Below are 21,679 nucleotides of genomic sequence, written 5' to 3' on the forward strand. Positions count from 1 at the left end.
CCTCCGCGCGGAGGCTTTTCGTACAGACCCTAGCCTCGCGAGGCCACCCGCACCATGAAATCCGCCTCGACCATCGGTCGGCCCAGCAGATAACCCTGGCCAAACTCGCAGCCAAGGGTTTTCAGGTGTTCGAGCTGATCGGCCGTTTCGATGCCTTCGGCCACGCATTCCAGGTCCAGGTTGCGGGCGATCATCAGGATGGTTTCCACCAGCAGCACGTTGCTGCCGTTACCGCCGCGCCCCAGATCCTGGGTGAAGCTGCGGTCGATCTTCAGGCGGTCCAGCGGCAGGCGCTTGAGGTAGGTCAGCGAGGAATAGCCGGTGCCGAAGTCATCGATCGAGAAGCGTACGCCGAGCGCCTTGAGCGCGTGCATGTTGGCAATGCACTGCTCGACGTCTTCGAGCAGTACGCCCTCGGTCAGCTCCAGCTCCAGCGCTGCCGCCGGCACGCCATAACGTTCCAGGCAGCTGCGTACGCGCTCGGCGCAATCCTGGCTACGCAGTTCGCGCGGGCTGAGGTTGACCGCCAGCACCAGGTCAGGATGCTCTAGGCGCCAGCCTTGCAGCGTGGCGCAGGCGCGTTCGAGCACCCAGTGGCCGATGTCCTGAATCAACCCGGTTTCCTCGGCCAGCGGAATGAACTGGCCAGGCAGTATCTCGCCCTTCTCCGGATGCGCCCAGCGCACTAGCACCTCGGCGCCGATCAACTGGCCATCGTCCAGTTGCAGCTGCGGCTGGAACACCAGGTACAGCTGATCGCGGGCAATCGCCTGACGCAACTCGCCCTGCAGCTGCAGGCGCTGGTCGATTGCCGCCTGCATCTCCGGGGCAAAGAAGTGCAGCGCGTTGCGCCCAGCCTGCTTGGCGCGGTACATGGCGGTATCGGCCTGCTTGAGCACGTCGGCGGCGTTCTGCTCGCCGAACGGATGCAGCGCGATGCCAATACTGGCGCTCATCGACAGCTCGTGGCCGTCGATCACGCAAGAGGGTTCCAAGCTCTTGAGCAAACGCTCACCGACCATGGCGGCCTGTTCGCCGGCGATCTGGGCATTGGCGTCCAGGCCTTCGAGCAGCACCACAAACTCATCGCCGCCCATGCGCGCCAGGGTGTCCTCGGTGCGCAGTTGACCTTCGAGGCGCTCGGTCACTTCGCGCAACAGGTTGTCGCCAACCAGATGACCGAGGCTGTCGTTGACGGTCTTGAAGTGATCCAGATCGATGAACAGCAGAGCGCCCAGGCTGCCCTGACGAATCTCGCGGTCCATGGCGTGCTGCAGGCGGTCGAGCATCAGGCGGCGATTGGGCAGACCGGTCAGCTCGTCGCTGTAGGCCAGGCGCTCGATTTCACGCTGGTAGCGCTGACGCTCGGAGATATCCGTCACGCTGCAGCGAATCAGTGCAGGCTCACCCGGCAGCCGCACAAGGCGCACCTCGCAGGGGAACTGCCGCCCGCGACTATCGAGGTGCAGCCACTCGAACACCGGCACCTCGCCAGCCAGCGCCTCTTCGAGGTAGTGCTTGGCGGCGTCGAACGAAGGGCGGCCATCCGCCTGTCGCTCCGGGCTCAACTCGAAGGGCCGGCGATTGAGCAGCTCCTCCCGGGGATAGCCAAACAGGCGCAGGGCATTGCCGTTGAAATCGACCAGACCGCCCTCCTCGCTGTACAGCATGATCGCCTCGGGCGCGTGTTCGACGACGGTACGGTAACGGGCCTCAGCCTCGTAACGGGCGCTGATGTCTTCAACCAGCAGCACAAACATGCTGACCCCGCCGTCGCTGCGGCGCACCGCACGCAGGTTGAGCCGGGTCGGCACCAGGCTGCCATCGGCACGCCGGAAGCTACGGTCGCGCTCGAACCCCTCACGGCGCCCCGCCATCACATCATTGAGCAGCGGTTGTTCGGCATCGAGATCCTCCTCGCAACTGATTTGCGTCCAGCTGGACTCCAGCAGTTGCTCGCGGCTCATGCCAAGAATGTTGCACAGTTTGAGGTTGACCTCGGACCAGCTGTGGGTCGGGGTGATCAGGGCCATGCCGATCAGCGGGGTCTCGAAGAACAGGCGCAGGCGCTCATCGCGCTCGCGCAGCTGCTGCTCGGTGCGGCGCCGCGCGGTGACGTCCTGGGCCGCGCCGTAGACGCGCACCAGCTGGTCGCCGTCGCGTTCGGCAACACCCAGCAAGCGCACCCAGCGTGTGCGACCCTTGGCAGTGTTGGCGCGCACCTCGATATCGAACTGGTCGTCCCCAGCGTGCATCTGCTGCAGGGTGCGCACGATCAGATCACGGCCCGTTGCATCGAACTGGCTCAGCGATTCCTCGAACGACGGCGCTCCGCTTTTCGGGTCCAGCTCGTAGATGGCGAAACAGCCGGCACTCCAGTACATGCTCATGTCGCGCATGTTCAGCGACCAGCCGCCCAGGTCGGCGATGTTTTCCGTCTGGGTGAACAGGTGGCTCTGCTGCTGCAGCGTCTCGCTCTGGCGCACCATGTCCTGGGCCAGCTGCTCGCGGGCGCTGACGTCCTGCTGCATGACGATGAAGTGGCTGACGCCCAGTTCGTCGCGCATCGGCGCCAGAATCACCTCGCCCCAGAACGCCTCGCCGCCCTGGCGCTGCAAGCGCAGCACGGCATTGCCGGGCACCTCGCGGCGAATGGCGGTTTCCAGCACGTGCAGGCCCTCGTGGCGCTTCTCGCCACGCAGCAGGTCGAGCAGGCTCAGGCCGAGGGTCGCGTCGGCCCCGCGCCCGGTGATCTGCTCGAAGGCCGGGTTGCAGTAGATCAGCGGCAATTCGGCCTGCCGCGCGTCGGCGATCAGCACACCGAGCGGGCTGGCATCCAGCGCCGAATGCGCCAGGTTAAGCTGGCGCTGCACCAGCGCACTATGGGCAAGCGCCAGACGCAGATCGGTGAGGCTGCGGCCGATCAACAGCGCTGCCAGGATGAATAGCAGGATGCCGAAGTGCAGTTCCAAGCGCTGCGGATCAATCCAGCTGTCACCCGCTGTGATCGTATGAAACCAGGGCAACACCAAGATTGCCACCGCGCTGATTGCCGCTCCGCACACAGCCCCAGAAAATCCCCAGACCAGCGCGAGCCCCAACATGACCAGGCCCACGGCCGGCATCTTCAACGTGGACGGCAACAGCTCCAGCAACACCGGCAGGCACACCAGCACCGGCAGCAGTACGTATAGCGAGGGTAGCGTGCGCAAGGCCACGGGCACCTGCTGCAGGGGGGTGACGATGCCCTCGGCCGGCACCAGCCAGCCGCGCCTACGCAACCAGGGGCTGAAGTAGGTCAGCAGTGGGATGGAAATCACCAACGAAGTCAGGCTGTCGACCATCCAAAGCGTCAGAACCAGCTGCGGCACCTGTGCCACTGTCAGCCCACCGAGCAGCAGGCGGCAGCCGACCAGCAGCCCACAGGCCAGCGCCGCCGGCAACAAGACGCCCAGCAGGATGAAGCGCAGCACATGGCTGATGTCCGGCAAGGCCGCATCGAACGGCCGCCAGCGCAGCAGTAGGTAACAGCAGGCGACGCCCAGGGTTTCCGGCAACGCATTCAGGGGCGCCTGGTGCCAGTCCAATCCCCACAGTGGCGTGGAGAGCACGGCATTGGCGTAGAGCGCCCATAGCACGCGCGGTCCCCACCAGAGCACAAGCACCAGCCCGAGGGCGAACGGCAGATAGAGAATGCCCAGCCCGTCTTCGAACTGAGTAGTCAGAGACAGCTGTGTAGCAAGGTGGAACGCCGGCAACGGCAACCACCAAGTCCAGAACGGCAAGCGTTCGGCGGTGCGGGGCATACGAACCTCATATCGCTATGCCAGCACAGCATGAAGCAGCCCGTCAGGGCTGTACAGGTGCCTGCATCGAGTACACAGCCTAGTCGAGAATCAGGCGGCGTCGCGTGGTAACAACAAACCCAGAGGCAAGCAGATACGGGCCTCCAGCCCTCCGCCGGAACGGTTGCGCAGTTCAACACTACCGCCGTGCAGCGAGGCGATGCGCTTGACGATGGCCAGGCCCAGCCCGGCTCCCTTGCCACCGCGGGCGCTGTCGCCGCGAATGAACGGATTGACGATACTACCCAGCTCGCTCGGGTCGATACCAGCGCCACGATCCAGCACGCTGAGCACGACGTAGGGCGCACTGTGATCATCGGCGATCGACAGCACGATCTCCACGGCGCCGCCGCCATAGCGCAGGGCATTCTCGATCAGGTTGACGATCAATCGCTTGATCGACACCCGGCGCAGTGGAAAGGCCGGCACCGGCTCGAGGAACAGACGCACCTGTTCCTGTTTCTGGTTGTAGGGCGCCACTACCTCGCGGATCAGCTCGGTCAGCTCCAGCTCCTCAACCGGCTCATCACGACCGTCACGGATAAAGGCCAGGAACTGATCGAGGATCGCATCCATGTCCTCGATGTCGCGCACCATGTCGTCGGTCAGTTCCGAATCGTGATCGAGAAACTCCAGGGACAGCCGCAAGCGGGTGAGCGGCGTGCGCAAGTCGTGTGATACCCCGGCGAGCATCAGCTCGCGCTCGCGCCCGGCCTGCTCGACATCCTCGGCCATCTGGTTGAAGGCGCGGTACACCTCGGCCATTTCGCTCGGCGTATCACCCACCGGCAGGCGCACGCTGCGGCCTTGGCCGAACTGGCGGGCTGCGATCACCAGGCGCTTGAGCGGCGCACTGAGCTGGCGCACGAAGATCCACGCGGCAGCTGTGGACAACAGGCCGATACCCAGGAACCAGCCCAGCACGCTCCAGATGCGCTGACCACGCAGCGGGTGTGGATACAGCGGCACGCGCACCCAGTCCTCACCGAGCGTCGGCGCATGCACCCAGAGCGCCGGCGGGCTCTTGGCCCGCACTCGGGTTTCGGTATCCGGACCAAGCTCGGACTGCATCTGCCGCTGGAATATCTCGCTGTACGGCCAGTGCTCCTCGCTGGCCGGCACTTCGGCGCGCGTCACCCGCTTTAGCCCCGCCGCTTCGGCGATATTGGCGCGATCCTCGGGATCCGCCGCCCAGTAGGCGCGCAGGGTCAGCGCCGCGCCGTGGCTGTACTGACGGTCGACCAGCACGTCCTCGTTCATCATCAGGTAGACGAGGGTCAGCGCCTTGGAGAACAGCACGACGATCAGCACCAACCAGAGGGTGCGCGAGAAGAAGCTTTGCGGAAACCAGAGTGGAGCTTTCATAGAAACAGGAGCCGGGCAGAACGCGAGAGGCGGGAAGCTAAACGAACAAGGGCTGACATCGGTTGCCAGCCCTCATGCGCTTCATAACGGTTTTATTTGTTGCCGTCCGGCACGAACACATACCCCACGCCCCAGACCGTCTGGATATAGCGTGGCTTGGACGGGTCGGGCTCGATCAACCGGCGCAGGCGGGAAATCTGTACGTCGATGGAACGCTCCAGGGCGTCCCACTCGCGACCGCGGGCCAGGTTCATCAGCTTGTCGCGGGTCAGCGGCTCGCGGGCGTGCTGCACCAGCGCCTTGAGCACCGCGAATTCGCCGGTGGTGAGCATATGGACTTCGTCGCCTTTCTTCAGCTCGCGGGTGGCCAGGGACAACTCGTAATCACCGAAGGTGACGGTCTCGTCCTCGCTGCCCGGCGCGCCCGGTACCACCGGCGCCTGGCGGCGCAGCACGGCCTTGATGCGCGCCAGCAGTTCGCGCGGGTTGAAGGGTTTGGCCAGGTAATCGTCGGCACCGATTTCCAGACCCTGGATGCGACTGCCCTCGTCACCTTTGGCGGTGAGCATGATGATCGGCACCTGATTGTTCGAGGCGCGCAGGCGGCGGCAGGCACTCATGCCGTCTTCACCAGGCAGCATCAGGTCGAGCACCACCAAGTTGAACAGCTCGCGCGACAGCAGGCGGTCCATCTGCTCGACGTTTTCAACGGCGCGAACGCGATAGCCCTGTTCATCGAAGAAGCGCTCGAGCAAACGACGCAGGCGGGCGTCGTCATCGACAATCAGAATCTTCTCGCCTTCGACCGGTTGTACTGCAGTGCTGCTCATAGAGGCTCCTTGACCGAGAGTCCGCGGCGCGATGCGCCCGGCTGAACGGCGGCATTATGGCTCAGAGGCCGTATAGACCACGTATTGTCCATTGTTAGCAGATTTTTCGCTGGCGTTGGCGCACTTCGCCCGGATTCGCGGTCTGACGGCCGCCAGCGGCAGGTGGCCTGAGCGCAGCTTTGCGTGGCTATAATGCGCCGCTTTATCGTCCGGCCATCCTGAGCGAGGCCGGTTCTTCATCGTTTCCGAGTCAGGTTCATGTCTTCTATGCTCAGCATCAACAACCGTATCGCCGAAGAACTGGGCGTGCGCCCGCAACAGGTCGCCGCCGCCGTACAGCTGCTGGATGAAGGCTCCACCGTGCCGTTCATCGCCCGCTACCGCAAGGAAGTCACCGGCAGCCTCGACGATACCCAGCTGCGCAACTTGGAAGAGCGCCTGCGCTACCTGCGCGAGCTCGACGATCGCCGCGCCAGCATCCTGGCCAGCATCGAGGAACAGGGTAAGTTGACTCCTGAGCTGACCCGCGAAATCAACCTCGCCGACACCAAGACGCGCCTCGAAGACCTCTACCTGCCCTACAAGCAGAAGCGTCGCACCAAGGGCCAGATCGCACTGGAAGCCGGCCTCGGCGAACTGGCCGACGCGCTGTTCAATGATCCGAGCCTGACGCCGGAAACCGAAGCGGCACGCTTCATCGATGCCGAGAAAGGCTTCGCCGACACCAAGGCGGTGCTCGAAGGCGCCAAGTACATCCTCATGGAGCGCTTCGCCGAGGACGCCAGCCTGCTCAGCAGCCTGCGCGGTTTCCTCAAGGACAACGCCACCTTGAGCGCCCGCGTTATAGCCGGCAAGGAAGAGGAAGGCGCCAAGTTCCGCGACTACTTCGAACATGACGAGAAGCTCAAGGGCGCTCCGTCGCACCGTGCCCTGGCGATCTTCCGCGGTCGCAACGAGGGCATCCTCAACGCCAGCCTCAAGGTCGGAGAAGAGCTGCCGGGCACCCTGCACCCGTGCGAAGGCATGATCGCCGAGCGTTTCGGCATTTCCAATCAGGGCCGCGCCGCCGACAAGTGGCTGGGCGAAGTGGTGCGCTGGACCTGGAAGGTCAAGCTCTACACCCACCTGGAAACCGACTTGCTCGGCGAGCTGCGTGAAGGCGCCGAGGACGAGGCGATCAGCGTCTTCGCCCGCAACTTGCACGACCTGCTGCTGGCCGCCCCCGCAGGCCCGCGCGCAACCCTGGGCCTCGACCCGGGCCTGCGCACCGGGTGCAAGGTGGCGGTGGTCGATGCCACCGGCAAGCTGCTGGACACCGCCACCGTCTACCCGCACGCACCGCGCAATGACTGGGACGGCACCCTCAACGTGCTGGCCAAGCTGTGCGCCAAGCATGGCGTCGACCTGATCGCCATCGGCAACGGCACCGCCAGCCGCGAGACTGACAAGCTGGCCATCGAGCTGATCAAGAAATACCCGGGCCTGAAGATGACCAAGATCATGGTCAGCGAAGCCGGCGCCTCGGTGTACTCGGCCTCGGAGCTGGCGGCCAAGGAGTTTCCGGATCTGGACGTATCACTGCGCGGCGCCGTATCCATCGCCCGTCGCCTGCAGGACCCGCTGGCCGAGCTGGTGAAGATCGACCCGAAATCCATCGGCGTCGGCCAGTACCAGCACGATGTGTCCCAGCTGAAGCTGGCGCGCAGCCTGGACGCCGTGGTGGAAGACTGCGTGAACGCCGTGGGCGTGGACGTCAACACTGCCTCCAGCGCCCTGCTGGCGCGTATTTCCGGCCTCAACGCAACCCTGGCGCAGAACATCGTCGCCCACCGCGATGCTCACGGCGCCTTCAAGACCCGCGACGCCCTGAAGAAAGTACCGCGCCTGGGCGACAAGACCTTCGAACAGGCCGCCGGCTTCCTGCGCGTGATGAATGGCGACAACCCGCTGGACGCCTCCGCTGTGCACCCGGAAACCTACCCGCTGGTACAGCGCATCGCCGCCGACACTGGTCGCGACATCCGTTCGTTGATCGGCGATGCGGGCTTCCTCAAGCGCCTGGATCCGAAGAAGTTCACCGACGAGACCTTCGGCCAGGTGACCGTCAGCGACATTCTCAGCGAGCTGGAAAAACCCGGTCGCGACCCGCGTCCCGAGTTCAAGACCGCCGAGTTCCAGGAAGGTGTAGAAACGCTGAAAGACCTCGAACTGGGAATGATCCTCGAAGGCGTGGTCACCAACGTGACCAACTTCGGCGCCTTCGTCGACATCGGTGTACACCAGGACGGCCTGGTGCACATCTCGGCGCTGTCCGAGAAATTCATCAAGGACCCGCACGAGGCGGTCAAGGCCGGCGACGTGGTCAAGGTCAAGGTCATGGAAGTGGACATCCCGCGCAACCGCATCGCCCTGTCGATGCGCATGAGCGACACCCCCGGCGAGAAAGTCGATGGTCCCCGTGGCGGCGGTCGTCAGGGTGGTGGAAAAGGTGGCCAGGCGCCGCGCAGCGAGCGCCACTCCAGCCAGGAAAAACCGGCTCCGGCCAATGCCGCCATGGCCGCGCTGTTCGCCAACGCCAAGCAGCTGAGGAAGTAAGCGATGAGTGAATCCGCGGATGAAATCGGCAAAAGCAGCGCCTTCGGGCGCCTGCTGGGCCTGCAAATCGTCAAGGCCGAAGCCGGTGAGGCAATCATCGCCCTGAGCATGCATGACGGCCTGCGCAACCTGCACGGCAAGCTGCACGGCGGCGCGCTGTTCTCGCTGATCGACACCGCCATGGGCCAGGCCAGCCACAGCCTTACCGATGGCGAGCCGAGCAGCGTGACCCTGGAGTGCAAGGTCAACTACATCCGCGGCGTTACCGAAGGCGACCTGAGCTGCCGCGCCTGGGTCATCCACGCCGGCCGCCGTACCCAGGTCATCGAAGCTGAAGTGCACCAGCATGACAAGCTGGTGGCCAAGGCCCAGGCGACCTTCGCGTGCCTCTGAGGCCCACGTCACGCGCAGCAGAGCCCTGAAAGCCGCCTGCGTGTGTCGCTAGAACGTACATCCCTTTCGCCAGACGACCAACGTCAGCAATTCGCCCCTTGTAGAGTCCAGCGTCCACCCCCATATTGGGGCGACCGCTGCGTGAAGGAATGCAATCTTGAGCGACCTGTTCTCCCGCCGTCTGGCCCTGCTCGGCGAGCACACCAACCTGTCCCTGCTTTCCCAGTGCCTGCACGGTATCGAGCGTGAATGCCTGCGCGTCGATGAACGCGGCCAGCTGGCACTGAGCGAGCACCCCGCCGCGCTGGGCTCGGCGCTGACCAACGGGCAGATCACCACGGACTATTCCGAGTCCCTGCTCGAGTTCATCACCGCCACCGCGGTGGACCCGAGCGAGACCCTGGCCGAGCTCGATCGCATTCACCGCTTCGTGTACAGCAAGCTCGACGGCGAATACCTGTGGAGCCCATCGATGCCAGGCCCGCTGCCCGAAGAGGAGGTCATTCCGATCGCCCGCTACGGCAGCTCGCATATCGGCCAGCTCAAATACGTGTACCGCAAGGGCCTGGCCCTGCGCTACGGCAAGACCATGCAGTGCATCGCCGGCATTCACTACAACTTCTCCCTGCCCGAGCAGCTGTGGGTCGTGCTGCAGGAGTCCGAAGGCGACGGGCGCAGCGCGCGTGAGTATCAGTCGTCGCGCTACATCGCGCTGATCCGCAACTTCCGCCGCTACAGCTGGCTGCTGATGTACCTGTTCGGCGCCTCGCCGGCACTGGACAAGAACTTCATGCGCGGCCGTCCGCACCAGCTCCAGGAGCTGGACGCCGACACCCTGTACCTGCCCTATGCCACCAGCCTGCGCATGAGCGACCTGGGTTACCAGAGCGAAGCCCAGGCCGGGCTGACGCCCTGCTACAACGACCTGGCCAGTTACACCGACAGCCTGCGCCAGGCCGTCGGCACACCTTATCCGCCCTATGTGAACATCGGCACCAAAAAGGACGGCGAGTGGCTGCAGCTCAACACCAACATCCTGCAGATCGAAAACGAGTACTACTCCAACATCCGCCCGAAGCGCGTGACCTACAGCGGCGAGCGGCCGATCCAGGCACTGATGGCCCGTGGCGTGCAGTACGTCGAAGCGCGCTGCCTGGACATCAACCCGTTCCTGCCGATGGGCATCGACCTTGCCGAGTCGCGCTTCCTCGACACCTTCCTGCTGTACTGCGCCCTGCAGGACAGCCCGCAGCTGAGCAATGGCGAATGCGGCAGCTGCTCGGACAACTTCCTCAAGGTGGTCAAGGACGGCCGCCGGCCGGGCCTGCACCTGCAACGTCACGGCGCGCCGGTGGTCTTGCAGACCTGGGCCCACGAGCTGCTCGACGGTATCGAAGCGATCAGCGAGCTGCTCGATCGCAGCCAGGGAACGGACGCCCACGGCGCCGCTCTGCAGGCCCAGCGCGCGAAAATCGACGATGCCAGCCTGACGCCGTCGGCCCAGGTGCTGGCCGAACTGCAGAAAGGCGAAACCTTCGCCGCCTTTGCGCTGCGCCAGAGCAAGCGTCATGCCGAGCATTTCCGTGGCCAGCCGCTGAGCGCCGAGCAACAGGCCGAGTTCGAGCAGGCTGCACAGCGCTCACTGCAGGAGCAGGCCGAACTCGAAACACACGAGGAAGGCGACTTCGACAGTTTTGCCGCCGCCTACCAGGCCAGCATTCTCGCCCTGGCCGTGTGAACGGGGCCAGGCGCCTGGCCCACGACGACTGCGTCACAAAAAAAACCAGTGGTCATAAATCCGTGACCGGTGGACGGGTTCGGCCTGGCGGATTTGGCTAGCATGGATTGCAAGCACGCTTAGCGAACCGCCCATGAGCCAACACGACGACAAGCAGCACTGGAGCCTGGAAAGCCTGACCAAGGCCTACCAGCAGGGCTATATGGCCGGCCTGGCCGGCAACGCCTCGGACAGCCTGCCCTTTGCCGACAGCATTCCCGCAGCCGCCTGGGAAGCCGGCTGGGTCGACGGCGAAGGCCAGCGCCGGCTCAGTGCGGAGAAGCTTAACCGCTCCCCGCACACCAAAAAACGCGCCTGACCTCCCGCCTAAAAGCCCCGCTCAGGCTAAATCCACCTTGCGACCTTCCCGCACGCTACTGGCCAGTTGCTGCGCCAGCGTGCAGAATGCTTAATTCGCTTAACTGAAGAAGCCTCCCGTCATGAGCAACACTTCCAGCCAAATGGACATCTCGCCGCTGCCCCAGAGTGGAGGCGATGCATTGCCTGACAACTGGCTGGATACCCTGGTCGGCTACGCGCTGCGCCGCGCCCAGATGAAGGTCTTCCAGCACCTGGTCGGCAAGCTGGCCGAGCATGACCTGCGCCCGGCACAGTTCACCGCCATGGTGATCATCGACAACGAGCCAGGCCTGATGCAGGCGGATCTGGCGCGCCAACTGGCCATCGAGCCGCCGCAACTGGTGCCGCTGCTCAACAAGCTGGAAAGCCGTGGCCTGGCCCAGCGCGTGCGCGGCGTGCAGGACAAACGCGCCTATGGCGTATTTCTCACCAAAGCCGGTATTGCCCTACTCGGCAAACTCAAGGCCATCGCTGTAGCCAGCGATGAAGCGGCCACCGCTGCCCTGGACGAGGATGAGCGTGCGCAGCTGCTACGATTGCTGCATAAGGTCAACGGCTAAGGCGGCTTGAGAGAAGCCGTTTGAAGGCAGAATCGGGCATCACTGATCCATTGTGGGAGCGGGCCATGCCCGCGAAAAATCACGGGCATGGCCCGTTCCCACCGGATAGGGGAACGGCTACCCCTACTATTGCTACCGTTCCTCTACACGCCACACACCGGCGGATCGAGAGCGGCCGTCAAGCCAGAAACGCCAGCGGTGCACGAGCTGCTTCGATCCTAGCGATGCGCAGCTCGGTCTCCGGCAACAGATAGGTGAAGAAGAACCCCGCGCTGTCGAGCTTCTCTTGATACCAGGGATCCTCGACGAGCAACGGCGCAGCCAGGCGTGACGAGCGCGCCCAGGCGAACGCCAGCAGTACCCAACCGAGCAGATGCAGAAAATCGCCGGCGATTCGGTACGGGTACTCGCTGTCGCTCTCGGCATTCGCGAAGATTCCTTTCACCAAACCCTGCACATTGGCGCACAGCTTTTTCAACGAATCGGCATATTCGCCACCCGCCGCCACTTCCTGCTCGAACACCGCCAGCAACTCATCCAGAGCTGCGCCGCCATCGCCCAGCACCTTGCGCAATAACAGGTCGTTGGCCTGAATCTCGTTGCTGCCTTCGTAGATCATGGCGATACGGCTGTCGCGCAGGGTCTGCTCGATGGCGTATTCCGCGGTGTAGCCATAGCCGCCGAACACCTGCAGCGCCTCGCTGGCCAGATGGAACCCCTGGTCGGTGAAGAATGCCTTGATCACAGGCGTCAGCAGCCCGGCCAGGCGTGCGGCGCGCTGGCGTTCGCTTTCAAGCGCGGCATACTCGGCCTGATCGAGCAGGTGCGCGCCCCAGTAACCGATGGCGCGCAGTCCCTGGCTGACCGCGCGCAAGCGCAGCAGCGCCAGGCGCATGGCCGGGTGATAATGGATGGGGTCGGCAGGGGCAGCGGCAACGCCTTCCGGTCGGGCTGGCGCACGCATCTGCCGACGTTCGCGGGCGTAATCCGCCGCATTCTGCCAGGCCGCCTCGGCATGCCCGAGCCCCTGCAAACCAACATGCAAGCGCGCCGAGTTCATCATCACGAACAACGCGGCCAGACCGTGATTCGCCTCGCCAATCAACCAGCCTTGAGCGCCGTCGAAACTCAGCGAGCAGGTGGCGCTGCCCCTGATGCCCATCTTGTGCTCGATGCCGTCGCAGCGCACGGCATTGCGACTGCCGTCGTCCAGCCGCTTGGGCACCAGAAACAGGGAGATGCCGCGGGTGCCTGCCGGCGCATCCGGTAGGCGCGCCAGCACCAGATGCAGGATGTCGTCGGTCAGGTCGTGCTCGCCGCCGGAGATGAACAGCTTGCTGCCGGTGAGATGGTAACTGCCGTCGTCCTGAAGCTCGGCGCGGCAACGCAACAGGCCAACGTCGCTGCCGGCCTGAGGCTCGGTGAGGCACATGGTCGGCAGGATTTCCCCGCTGACGATGGCCGGCAGATAGCGCTCCCTGAGCGCCTGCGGCGCATGGGCCTGCAAACAAAGGTAGGCGCCGTGGGCGATGCCGGTGTACATCGAGAAGGCATGGTTACTGGCATAGAGCATTTCCTGCAGCGCTGCGTCCAGCACCTGCGGTAAGCCCTGGCCGCCGTGCTCGGGCGCACAGGCCAGAGCCGGCCAGCCGCCCTCCACATAGGTGCGATAGGCGGCGGCGAAACCGTCTGGCGTGCGGACCTCGCCGGCCTGCCAGCGACAACCCTGGCGATCCCCGCTGGCATTGAGCGGCGCCAGCACGCCGGAGCTGAAACGTGCGGCCTCCTCCAGGACCTGCAAGGCCAGGGGCAAGTCGACCTCGGCGAAGGCCGGCGACTCAGCCCAGCTAGCCGGCGCCTGTAGCCAGTGTTCGAGCACGAAACGCATGTCGCGCAGCGGCGCCTGGTACTGCCACATGGTGAGCCTCCCTGTAGAACGGCCTCAGGCCTGGTAGCCCGGGTTCTCGATCAGCAGCGCCATGCCCTGCCCGCCACCGATGCAGGCCGCGGCAATGCCGTAACGCAGATTGGCTTCACGCAACTGTCTCGCCAGGGTCATCAACAGGCGCAAGCCGGTAGCCGCCAGCGGATGGCCTAGGGCGATGGAGCCGCCGCGCTGATTCAGCCGAGAAGGGTTCAGCTCAAGCGCCTGACTGACCGCCAGCACCTGGGCGCCCTGGGCCTCGTTGATTTCCAGCAGACCGATCTCATCGAGCCCCAGGCCGCTGCGCTGCAGCAGCAGTTGAATAGCCGGCACAGGGCCGATGCCCATGATCTCCGGCGCCACACCAACCACACTGGAGGCACGCAGCAGCGCCAGAGGCGAACGTATGCAATCGGAGGCTCGCCCGACCAGCGCCGCCGCCGCACCATCGACCACCGCGCAGCTGTTGCCGGCGGTCTGCACACCGCCAGGGTGAATGGCGCTCAGGCGCCCCAGCGCCTCGGCATCGGTGGGTCGCGGGTGCGTATCCTGCGTCACCTCGGCAACTCGCCTGGGTAGCTCGATGCCGCGAGCCTGATAACCGTCCAGCTCGAAACGTTCATTGCCGACAGCGACGATCTCCTCGGCCAGCCAGCCGCTGTCGCGGGCCTGCAGAGCACGTTGATGACTGCCCAAGGCGAAGGCGTCCACCTGCTCGCGGCTGATGCCGTATTCGTGGGTCAGGCGCTCGGCGGTGGCGATCATGTCCACGCCCGGCGCCGGGTCCAGCAGAGCTTCCCAGAGAAAATCCTTGAAGCCGACCGGCGCGCCGAGACGAAAGCCGCCGCGGTGTTCATAGCTGGCAATCGGGTTGCGCGACATCGACTCGCTGCCCACGCATAGCGCCAGCTGCCCGCCACACTGCAAGTGCATGGCGCCCTGGCGCAGCAACTCCAGGCCTGTGCCGCAGATGCGCTGCACCGCCAGCGCCGGCACCTGCTGCGGCACGCCGCTGTATAGGCCGATATGGCGCGGCAACATATAGGCATCGAAACTGGCCTGGGCCATGGAGCCGGCGAACACGCCGTCCACCGCCGCCGGGTCAAGAGCAGCACGTGCCAGCACGGCGCGGCCGACCTTGATGCCCAGGTCGATAGGTGAGACCTGGGCCAGCGGCCCGTTCAGATCACTCCAGGGCGTGCGCAGCGCCTCGATGATGGCCACATCCTCGAATGCACTGAACTGGCCGCTGTTCACGGTCGCGACTCGGCACGCAGGATCGACTCGTCACGACCGCGGTACAGCGCTTCGACCTGCTCGGCGCGCCACTGCAGCACGGCACGCTGGTTGATCGAGCCCTTGTCGGTGATCTCGCCGCGATCGATGGACGGCGCCTGGCTCATCAGAGCGATCCATTCCAGCCGCGTGGCATTGCCGGTGGCCTCGCGGTTGAGGCGCTGCAGCCAATCGGCGAACCAGCCACGAACCGCGGCGCTGGCCAGCACCTCGGCGTCGCTGGCGTCCGCCGCCAGGCCAGAAAGTTGCCGGCATTCATAGAGGCGCGGGAACACCAGCAAGCCCAGGCATTCGCGGTCCGGCGCAGCGACCACCACGTCCTGCACGTAGGGCGAGCCTTCCAGCACGGCGCGGTTACGCAGCGGGCCGACGCTGACGAACACCCCGGACGACAGCTTGAAGTCTTCGGCGATGCGCCCGTCGAACATCAGGCCCAGTTGCGGATTGCGCGGGTCGGCCAGCTTGAGCGCATCGCCGGAGCAGTAGAAGCCGTCTTCGTCGAACACCTCGGCGGTCTGCTGCTCGGCACGCCAGTAGCCGGGCATGATGTGCGGCCCGCGAAAGCGTCCTTCCAGCTTGCCGTCGACCGGCACCAGGCGCACCTCGCAACCCGGTGCCGGCAGGCCGACATAACCGGCCATGGACAGCGGCCCGGTGGTGAAGGTGCACGACGGCGACGCCTCGGTCATGCCCAGGCCGGCCATCATGCGAATGCGCTCACCGCTATGCTGCTCGGCGATGCGGTCGAGGCGGTCCCAGATGCTCTGGGACAGCCCGGCGGCGGCGAAGAAGAACAGCTTGATGCGTGCGAAAAAGCGCTCACGCAGTGCCGCGTCCTGCTCCAGGGCGTTGACCAGCTCTTCCCAGCCCTTGGGCACAGTCAGGTAGGCGGTCGGGGAAATCTCGCCCAGGTTGCGCAGGGTTTCGGCCATGCCCTGGGGCGTCGGCTTGCCGTCATCGAGATAGAAGGTGCCGCCGTTGTAAAGCACGATGCCCAGGTTGTGGCTGCCGCCAAAGGTGTGGTTCCACGGCAGCCAGTCGACCAGCACCGGCGGCTCTTCCCCGAACACCGGGAAGGTCTGCAGCAGCATCTGCTGGTTGGCGCAAAGCATGCGCTGAGTGGTGACCACCGCCTTGGGCAGCTTGGTCGAGCCGGAGGTGAACAGGAACTTGGCGATGGTATCCGGGCCGGTGGCGACGAAGGCGGCTTCGGCCTCGGCGCCGCCTGGCTGGGCCAGGAGGCTGGCGAAATCGATGATACGCCGCCCTGCCACATCGCCCCTCACGGTGACTACTGGCACATCGGCAGGCAGCACGGCGTCGATGGCGCGCTGGAATGGCGCAGCATTGTCGACGAACACCAGGCCCGGCCGCAGCAGGTCGCAAACATGGCGCAGCTTGGCGTGATCCTGGGACATCAGCGAATAGGCTGGCGACACCGGGCAGTACGGGATGCCCGCGTACATGGCGCCAAGGGCGATCTGCAGGTGCTGCAGGCCATTACCGGAAAGAATCGCCAGGGGGCGCTCGGCGCTCAGCCCGAAGCCGAGCAGACACTGGGCGATGGCGCGCACCGCGTCGAGCATCTGTGCATAACTGGTGTGCTGCCACTCGCCATTCTCGCCGCGCACGGTCAGAAAGGTCTGCTCGCCACGCACCTCAGCCCAGTGCACCAGGCGATCGAGCAAACGCGGCGGCAAGGGCGCCAGCGGTTCCAGCGAGCGCATGTGCAACACACCCTGACGCTCGCTGACCTCAACGGCCGAACGGCCGATGGACACCTGGCGATAACGCGGTCCGGAATTGGCGTTCACTTCGTTTCTCCACGCGGGCGACTGACTCGCCCCTGTTGTTCTTGTCGTCACGCAGCACCGCACCGCCTCGTCATCGAGGCAGCCGGTACACGCAGGAATGTCGCAAACGCTGGGCTAGATCGGGTAATGCCGCGGGCCGTTCTGCAGGGTCACCCAGCGCAACTGGGTGAACTGTTCGATGGCCGACTTGCCGCCGAAACTGCCGTAGCCACTGGCCTTGACGCCGCCGAAGGGCATCTGCGCCTCGTCGTGCACGGTCGGCCCGTTGATATGGCAGATGCCCGACTCGACGCGCTGGGCAAGGGCCAGCGCGCGGGTGGTATCGCGACTGAAGATCGCCGACGACAGGCCGAACTCGGAGTCGTTGGCCAGGCGCAGCAACTCTTCGTCGCCACTGCCGCGCAGCACCACGGCAACCGGCCCGAAGGACTCCTCGGCATACAGGCGCATCGCCGGGGTGACGTGGTCGAGCAGCGTCGCCTGCATGATGCTGCCCTCGACCTGGCCGCCAGCGATCAACTTCGCGCCCTTGCCAACGGCATCGTCGACCAGCGCCTTGATGCGCTCGCCTGCCGAGGTGTCGACCAGCGAGCCGAGCACCGAAGCGCTGTCGGCCGGGTCACCGGCACGCAGGGTAGCGATCTTCGCTGCCAGTTTGGCGACGAAGGTGTCGGCCACTTTGCTATCGACCACCAGGCGCTCGGTGGACATGCAGATCTGCCCCTGATTGAAATAGGCCCCGAACGCCGCGGCTTCGACGGCGGCGTCCAGGTCGGCATCGTCGAGTACCAAGAACGGGGCCTTGCCACCGAGCTCCAGCAGAGCCGGTTTGAGGTGCCGGGCGGACAGCTCGCCGACGATGCGCCCGACCTTGGTCGAGCCGGTGAAGTTGACCCGCCGTACCGCCGGGTTGGCAATCAGCCGTTCGACGATCGCCGCGGCGTCGGCCGGCGCGTTGCTGATCACGTTGACCACGCCGTCACCCAAGCCGGCATCCTGCAGCACCTGGCCGATCAGCCGGTGAACGGCGGGGCTCAGCTCGGACGCCTTGAGCACCACGGTGTTGCCGCAGGCCAGCGGCATGACGATGGCGCGAGTGGCGAGAATCACTGGGGCGTTCCACGGCGCGATACCCAGCACCACACCGCAGGGTTGGCGCAGCGCCATGGCGAAACTGCCGGGCACGTCGGAAGGAATCACCTCACCGTTGACCTGGGTGGTCAGCGACGCCGCCTCACGCAGCATGTTGCTGGCCAGGTGCACGTTGAAGCCGTACCAGTTGGCCATGGCCCCGGTTTCCCCGGCGGCGGCGATGAACTCGCTGGCGCGTGCCTGCATCTGCTCAGCCGCCTTGAGCAGGCGCGTGCGCCGTTCGTTGGGCGCCAGCGCCGCCCAGGCGGGAAACGCGGCCTGGGCGGCAGCCACCGCAGCGTCGGCATCTTCAAGGGTGGCGGCGGCGACGCGCGATACCACCTCGCCGGTTACCGGGTTACGACGTTCGAAGGTGCGCTCGTCGCGGGAGGGGCACGAGCGGCCGCCGATCAGCAGGGGCACGTCCAGCATGGTGATTCCTCATTGTTGTCGTTGTCGGAAACGCTCGCGACGCCATGGCGGACGCCGCGTAATACAAGGCTAGGTGATCAGCGCTTGTAGGCCTGCAGACCGGGCTTGATGGTCTTGTCGTCGAGGAACTGCTTCATACCCTGCTCGCGGCCGCCTTCTTCGTCCAGCAAACGCGACTGGTCGAGCTTGGCATACAGGTAATCCTCGTTCTGCTCCCAGGTCAGCTCGCGGCAACGCTTGAAGCCGTGCTTGGCGGCACGCAGCACCACCGGATTTTTTTCCAGCAGGTTGCGCGCCAGTTCCAGGGTGGTGTCGCGCAGCTGGGCCAGCGGCACGCTTTCGTTGACCAGGCCCATCTCGGCGGCCTTCTTACCGTCGAAGGTCTTGCCGGTCATGATGTAGTACAGCGACTGGCGATGGCCTACGGTGTCGGCCATGGCCTTGCTGACCAGGTTCCCCGGCGGGATGCCCCAGTTGATTTCCGAGAGACCGAAGGTCGCTTCGTCGGCGCAGATCGCCAGGTCACAGGCCACCAGCGGGCTGAAACCGCCACCGAAGCACCAGCCGTTGACCATGGCGATGGTCGGCTTGGCGTACATGCGCAGCAGTTTCCACTGCCACTGCGAGGCCTCGCGGCGAATCTTCTCCTGAAGAATTTCCGGGCCGGCGTCCACTTCGCGGAAGTATTCCTTGAGGTCCATGCCTGCGGTCCAGGACTCGCCAGCACCGGTCAGCACCAGTACGCGGGCCTCGGCGTCCTGCTCCAGCACCTCGAGGATCTCGACCATCTCGCGGTTGAGGGTCGGGCTCATGGCGTTGCGTTTTTCCGGGCGGTTGAGGGTGACCCAGGCGATGCCTTCTTCGACATCGACCTTGACGGTTTGCCAGCGGCCTTCGTACTTGCTCATGGGGAATGCTCTTGTTTTGGTTGTCGATGAACAGAAGCTAATCCTGAAAATTAGTTATGTCAATTAACCATTAATCAAAATCACCATCTATGCCGAATTCGGACACTCACCTTCCAAAGCCGCCTGTTCACACGTCCGAATAACCTCGAATCAGTCACATTGGCGCTTCGCTATAGCCAAAGGCTTACACGACGGCGCGCCGGTTCGCTCTGGTGACACCCCGGCCCGCGCCGTAATCTATGCCCATACCTGCAGCACAGGACGTGCTCAGGGTCATGGATGACGTGACCATAGCTAGGATGGCAGCCGACAGGATGTTGGCATTGGTCAGTAAAAGCCCGCTTCGGCGGGTTTTTTATTGCCTGTAGAAAAGTGCGGCGGCGCAAGGCCGCCGCAGCACCGGTCATTTCATAATGAAGCCGTCGTAAATCACCGTCTTCTGCAGGCGCATCGCACTGCCCACACCGACCATGCCATTGAGCCAGCTGTAGCGTGGGTCGCCGGTCTCGAACTGCATGGTGATGCGGAAGTAATACTGCGACGGGTCCACCGGCTCGCCCTTGGCCACCTTGAGCAGTACCTCGGCCGGGCCGTGGCGAAAGCCCTTGGTCTGCAGATAGACCAGGGCGCCATCATCGGTCTGCAACAGGTAGCGGGTGTCGATGATTGCCAGGCCATTGCTGTCGACCAGCTGCCAGTCGGCGCCATTGTCGAGAATCTTGCCCTTGAAGCCAGGGCCGTCGAAGTGCCCGCTGGTGATCGGAATGATCCGCCGCTGGCCTTGCGGGCCAACGGCACCAAGCTCCCAGACCGGCGCTTCGAGGTTCACGGTGAAGCGCGCCAGGGGTTCAAGCTTGAGCGGCGGCGGCGTGCTCACATCGGCATTGCCCAGGCTGCTTGCCAGGCATAGCAACAGGCCAATCAATTGCGTCAGTCTGCTCATCGGTCAGCGCCTTCAGTGCGATGTCGTCGATGCGCCTGGCGCTTCGGCAGCGCGCCGCCGGCTCATGCCGAGCACCACCAGGGCAGCGATCACCAATCCAGGAGAGGCTGCCAGCAGCACACCGGTGGTGCCGGCGCCCGCGGCGAGAATCTGCCCGGCAGCCAATGGGCCGGAGACCGAGCCCAGGCGCCCCACCGCCACCGCAGCACCTACGCCAGTTGCACGCACCGAAGTCGGATAGGCCGGCGGCGCCAGTGCGTAGAGCACCAGTTGCGCCGCGATGATGAACAAGCCAGCCGCGAACCCGGCAATCGCCATGGCCAGCATGCCCGACGCCAGGCCCAAACCAGCCAGTGACGCCAGCACGCCACCATAGGCGAATAGCACCACGCCGGTACGACCACGACGATCCAGCAGCACGCCGCCGAGCAGCGAACCGATGGCGCCGCCGATGTTGAACAGCATCTGGATGGTGCCAGCCTGGGGCTTGCTGAAGCCCTGCGCGAGCAGCAGCGACGGCAGCCAGTTGAGCAGCATGTACATCACCGTCAGGGTGAAGAAGTAGCTGACCCACAGCGCCAGCGTGGCGCCGGCACGGCCCTCGCCGAACAGCGCCTGCACGGTAGATTCGCGCGCTGGCGCAACGCCCTGATGCTGCGCACGGAAGTCCCGCGACTCGGGCAACGCGAACACCAGCAGCGGAGCGATCAGCAGTGGCGCCACGCCGCCGACGATGAACACCGTCTGCCAGCTTTCGCCACCGAGCATGCCCACCACTGCCGCGATGGCGCCGCCCAGCGGCACCCCGCAGTACATGATGCTGATGGCCGTGCCGCGGCGACGCTCTTCCACTGCTTCGGCGCACAGGGCGATCAGATTCGGCAGCGCGGCGCCCAAGCCCAGGCCGGTCATCAGGCGCGCCAGCAGCAGGCCGTTGACGCTGGTGACAAAGGCCGTCCACAAGGAAAAGATGCCGAACAGGATGACCGCGCCGATCAGCACGCCCTTGCGACCAATGCGGTCGGCCAGCCAGCCGCCAAAGAACGCCCCGGGCAGCAGGCCGATGATGCTGGCGCTGAACATCCAGCCCATCATTTTCTGATCCAGTTCGAACGCCTGGCGAATGCCCGCAGCGGCGATGCCCGCCGATTGCAGGTCCAGCCCTTCGATGAGCGCGACGATAAAACACAGCGTGACGGTCAGCGTCGAACGACGCGATGACGTATCCATGGGTAACCCTCGATTTTATTGTTGTTGTGGTCGCTCGCAGGACACCGAAAGGAGCAGCCTGCGAAGCCTGAAAAAAGATTAACAAAGATAATGGATAACGAAAGTAATCCAGCCTGACCGCCTAATTCGGTGATAGCCGAGACGGATCAATCACTTAGCTGAGAATTTTTATTAACTTACAAAATAATTAAATTATTTAACGTTCGATTATCGAGCAAAGCGAATTGACCACCCGCCATTGCCTTTCCATTCTCGCCCCACGCGACGCGACCAGCG

Annotated in this window: 15 protein-coding genes; 5 read left to right on the forward strand and 10 right to left on the reverse strand. The window is 64.7% G+C overall.

Annotated features, from left to right (window positions below; all coding sequences use genetic code 11):
* Window positions 1-29: 29 nt before the first annotated feature.
* The 3 genes from BM279_RS21245 to ompR all read right to left on the reverse strand — a co-directional run bounded on the left by BM279_RS21245 (window position 30) and on the right by ompR (window position 6,040).
* A complete protein-coding gene (locus BM279_RS21245; protein ID WP_093507116.1) occupies window positions 30-3,806 on the reverse strand; it encodes an EAL domain-containing protein in 3,777 nt (1,258 codons plus the stop codon).
* Window positions 3,807-3,896: 90 nt separating this feature from the next.
* The gene (locus BM279_RS21250; RefSeq protein ID WP_093507118.1) at window positions 3,897-5,210 is read right to left on the reverse strand and encodes an ATP-binding protein; all 1,314 of its coding nucleotides are present in this window, start codon (window positions 5,208-5,210) and stop codon (window positions 3,897-3,899) included.
* 92 nt (window positions 5,211-5,302) lie between these two features.
* On the reverse strand, window positions 5,303-6,040 hold the full coding sequence (ompR, locus tag BM279_RS21255; RefSeq protein ID WP_013793112.1) for an osmolarity response regulator transcription factor OmpR: 738 nt from the start codon (window positions 6,038-6,040) through the stop codon (window positions 5,303-5,305).
* Between the two features lie 267 nt (window positions 6,041-6,307).
* On the opposite strand from ompR, the gene BM279_RS21260 reads away from it, so the two are divergent.
* The 5 genes from BM279_RS21260 (at window position 6,308) to BM279_RS21280 (ending at window position 11,725) form a co-directional block, all read left to right on the forward strand.
* Entirely contained in the window at window positions 6,308-8,635 is a 2,328-nt protein-coding gene (locus BM279_RS21260; RefSeq protein WP_093507120.1) for a Tex family protein, read from the forward strand.
* A 3-nt stretch (window positions 8,636-8,638) separates the two neighbouring features.
* A complete protein-coding gene (locus BM279_RS21265) occupies window positions 8,639-9,028 on the forward strand; it encodes a PaaI family thioesterase (RefSeq protein ID WP_093507122.1) in 390 nt (129 codons plus the stop codon).
* A gap of 157 nt (window positions 9,029-9,185) precedes the next feature.
* Window positions 9,186-10,766 carry a glutamate--cysteine ligase gene (gene gshA / locus BM279_RS21270; RefSeq protein WP_093507124.1) on the forward strand — a complete coding sequence of 527 codons (1,581 nt, stop codon included), beginning with the start codon at window positions 9,186-9,188 and terminating at the stop codon, window positions 10,764-10,766.
* Between the two features lie 133 nt (window positions 10,767-10,899).
* Window positions 10,900-11,124, forward strand: coding sequence for a ribosome modulation factor (rmf, locus tag BM279_RS21275; RefSeq protein WP_027910149.1), 225 nt, complete (start codon window positions 10,900-10,902; stop codon window positions 11,122-11,124).
* A gap of 142 nt (window positions 11,125-11,266) precedes the next feature.
* Window positions 11,267-11,725, forward strand: coding sequence for a MarR family winged helix-turn-helix transcriptional regulator (locus tag BM279_RS21280; protein ID WP_093507181.1), 459 nt, complete (start codon window positions 11,267-11,269; stop codon window positions 11,723-11,725).
* Between the two features lie 178 nt (window positions 11,726-11,903).
* Here the strand turns inward: BM279_RS21280 and BM279_RS21285 are convergent, their stop codons facing one another.
* From BM279_RS21285 to mhpT, 7 genes are all read right to left on the reverse strand, one after another.
* Entirely contained in the window at window positions 11,904-13,643 is a 1,740-nt protein-coding gene (locus BM279_RS21285) for an acyl-CoA dehydrogenase family protein (RefSeq protein ID WP_093507126.1), read from the reverse strand.
* Between the two features lie 24 nt (window positions 13,644-13,667).
* Complete coding sequence (locus tag BM279_RS21290) at window positions 13,668-14,906, reverse strand: thiolase family protein (protein ID WP_093507128.1); 1,239 nt, start codon at window positions 14,904-14,906, stop codon at window positions 13,668-13,670.
* Window positions 14,903-16,759 (reverse strand): feruloyl-CoA synthase, encoded by a 1,857-nt coding sequence (locus BM279_RS21295; protein ID WP_093507130.1) that lies wholly within the window; start codon window positions 16,757-16,759, stop codon window positions 14,903-14,905. The genes BM279_RS21290 and BM279_RS21295 overlap by 4 nt, the downstream gene beginning before the upstream one ends.
* A 114-nt stretch (window positions 16,760-16,873) precedes the next feature.
* Window positions 16,874-18,322: an aldehyde dehydrogenase gene (locus tag BM279_RS21300; RefSeq protein ID WP_093507132.1), complete on the reverse strand. Its 1,449-nt coding sequence runs from the start codon at window positions 18,320-18,322 to the stop codon at window positions 16,874-16,876.
* Between the two features lie 77 nt (window positions 18,323-18,399).
* Window positions 18,400-19,230, reverse strand: coding sequence for a p-hydroxycinnamoyl CoA hydratase/lyase (locus BM279_RS21305; protein ID WP_027910143.1), 831 nt, complete (start codon window positions 19,228-19,230; stop codon window positions 18,400-18,402).
* Window positions 19,231-19,633: 403 nt separating this feature from the next.
* Window positions 19,634-20,173, reverse strand: coding sequence for a DUF3237 domain-containing protein (locus tag BM279_RS21310; protein WP_093507134.1), 540 nt, complete (start codon window positions 20,171-20,173; stop codon window positions 19,634-19,636).
* Between the two features lie 12 nt (window positions 20,174-20,185).
* Window positions 20,186-21,403 carry a 3-(3-hydroxy-phenyl)propionate transporter MhpT gene (gene mhpT / locus BM279_RS21315; RefSeq protein WP_093507136.1) on the reverse strand — a complete coding sequence of 406 codons (1,218 nt, stop codon included), beginning with the start codon at window positions 21,401-21,403 and terminating at the stop codon, window positions 20,186-20,188.
* Between the last annotated feature and the right edge of the window lie 276 nt (window positions 21,404-21,679).

This window comes from Phytopseudomonas straminea, assembly GCF_900112645.1.
In the GTDB taxonomy this organism is placed as follows: domain Bacteria; phylum Pseudomonadota; class Gammaproteobacteria; order Pseudomonadales; family Pseudomonadaceae; genus Aquipseudomonas; species Aquipseudomonas straminea.